The organism is Mycobacterium sp. TH-M15 (genome assembly GCF_057473705.1).
In genome coordinates this window covers 1-2184 of the sequence record NZ_JBYCLB010000035.1, presented here as the reverse complement: position 1 = coordinate 2184, position 2184 = coordinate 1, and the positions used below count along the sequence as shown (strand labels likewise).

At 71.0% G+C, this 2184-nt stretch carries 1 protein-coding gene and 1 pseudogene; one reads left to right on the top strand and one right to left on the bottom strand.

The window, feature by feature from the left end; all coding sequences use genetic code 11:
• On the bottom strand, positions 1 to 1922 hold a 1922-nt coding region (locus tag AC2VNT_RS00920), incomplete at its 3' end, for a DNA translocase FtsK 4TM domain-containing protein (RefSeq protein WP_486945070.1).
• Between the two features lie 159 nt (positions 1923 to 2081).
• Between AC2VNT_RS00920 and AC2VNT_RS00915 the strand changes: the two are divergent.
• Positions 2082 to 2184 (top strand): annotated as a pseudogene (locus AC2VNT_RS00915) (SAM-dependent methyltransferase); the annotation flags it as partial.

Genomic DNA, 2184 nt, shown 5'->3' with positions numbered 1-2184 from the left:
GCCCGCGCCTTCTGCGTGATCCGCACGATGGCGTCCTCGACATCGCGCGGGGCGGTCATCATCAGGTCGGCCAACTCGTCGACGATCGCCACGATGTACGGGTAGGGCCGGTACACCCGCTCGCTGCCCAGCGGCGCGGTGATGGCCCCGGATCGCACCTTGGCGTTGAAGTCGTCGATGTGTCGTACCCGGGAGGCTTGCATGTCCTGGTAGCGCTGCTCCATCTCCTCGACCAGCCAGGCCAGCGCGGCGGCCGCCTTCTTCGGGGCGGTGATGATCGGGGTGATCAGGTGTGGAATGCCCTCGTAGGGTGTCAGCTCCACCATTTTGGGGTCGATCAGGATCATCCTGACCTCCTCCGGGGTGGCCCGGGCCAGCAGCGACACCAGCATCGAGTTGACGAAGCTGGACTTGCCCGACCCGGTGGAGCCGGCGACCAGCAGGTGCGGCATCTTGGCCAGGTTGGCGCTGATGAAGTCGCCCTCGATGTCCTTGCCCAGCCCGATCACCAGCGGATGGTGGTCTCCGCGGGTGGCCGGCGCGGTGAGCACGTCGGCCAGCCGGACCATCTCCCGGTCGGTGTTGGGCACCTCGATGCCGACCGCGGACTTGCCCGGGATCGGGGCCAGCATCCGCACGCTCTCGGTGGCGACCGCGTAGGCGATATTGCGCTGTAGCGCGGTGATCTTCTCCACCTTCACCCCGGGACCCAGCTCCACCTCGTAGCGGGTGACGGTCGGGCCGCGGGTGCAACCGGTGACCGCGGCATCCACCTTGAACTGCTCCAGCACCGAGGTGATCGCCGCGGCCATCTCGTCGTTGGCCGCGGTGCGCCGCTTCGGCGGGTCGCCGGCGACCAGCAGGGAGAGCGACGGCAGGGTGTAGGCGCCCTCCACCACCCGGTCCAGCGGCAGGGTGGCCCGGTCGGCCTTGCCCTTCTTGCGGCCGCGGGCCGGGGCCGCGGCGACCGGCGGAGGCGCACCGGCCGACTCGTCCAGCGGGTAGTTGTCATACGGGGTGCCCTCGGACCAGGCCGGAACCGGGTCGCCGTCGACTCGTTCGCCGGTCGGCTCGTCGTCGTACCCGTCGGCGTAGTCGTCGTACCCGTCGGCGTAGTCGTCGTGGCCATCGGCGTAGTCGTCGTGGCCATCGTCGTCGTACTCGTCGTCCGCGCCGAACAGCGCCGGGCCGAACATGGACCGCATCGCGGTCGGCGCCTCGCGCAGGGTGGTGCCGGTCACCAGCAGCAGGCCGAACAGCACCCCGATGAACAGCAGCGGCGCCGAGATCCACGGCGTCAGCCCGTCGGAGAGCGGACCCCCGATGGCGAAGCCGACGAAGCCCGCCGCGTGCGCCCGCCCGTCCGGCGTCTGCGGCGAGCCGGCCGACAGGTGCCACAGGCCCAGGATCGGCAGCGCCACCAGCGCCGAGCCCAGAACGAGCCGGGGCCGATTGGCGGGGTCGGGTTCGGTGCGCATCAGGATCACCGCGACCGCCGTGGCAATCACCGGCAGCAGCACCACCGCGGCGCCCACCACCGTCCGCAGCGCCGCGTCGACCCAGGCGCCGACCGGTCGTGCCGCGTCGAACCAGGAGCCGGCCGCGATGACGACGGCGGCACCCAGCAGCGCCAGTGCGATTCCGTCCCGCCGATGGCCCGGGTCGATGTCGCGGGCCCGGCCGACCGACCGTGCCGTGCTGCCCACCCCCCGGGCGACCATCAGCCAGACGGCACGGGTGGCCCGACCGCAGGTCAGCCCGACCGTCGCCGGTCGGCCGGGACGTCGCTTGGTCGACACGGTTCGCGACGCCCCACCCGCCCGGCCGCGTGGCGTGGCCGCCCGCCCGGTGCGGGCCGACCGCGATCCGGCCTTCGACCTGGGCGTTTTAGAGCGTGATCGGGCAACGGTATTGCTCGCCATAGCCGACAAGCCTAGTCGCATTTATCTCGTTAGCAACACTCGCCACACTGATCACCGGCCCGAATCCAGCGGTCGGTGAACCCGCTGGGTAGGGTGACAGGCATCACCACCGATCCCAATGGTGAGCAGAAGCAAGCGGGTCCCGGAAATGAGGTGGCTGTGGCGGCAGATCCGGTAGCGCAGACCGCGTTCGGTCCGACCGCGCTGGCCGCCATCGAGCAGCACGAGCCGCCCGATCGCCGGTTGCTGGACGACGATCTCG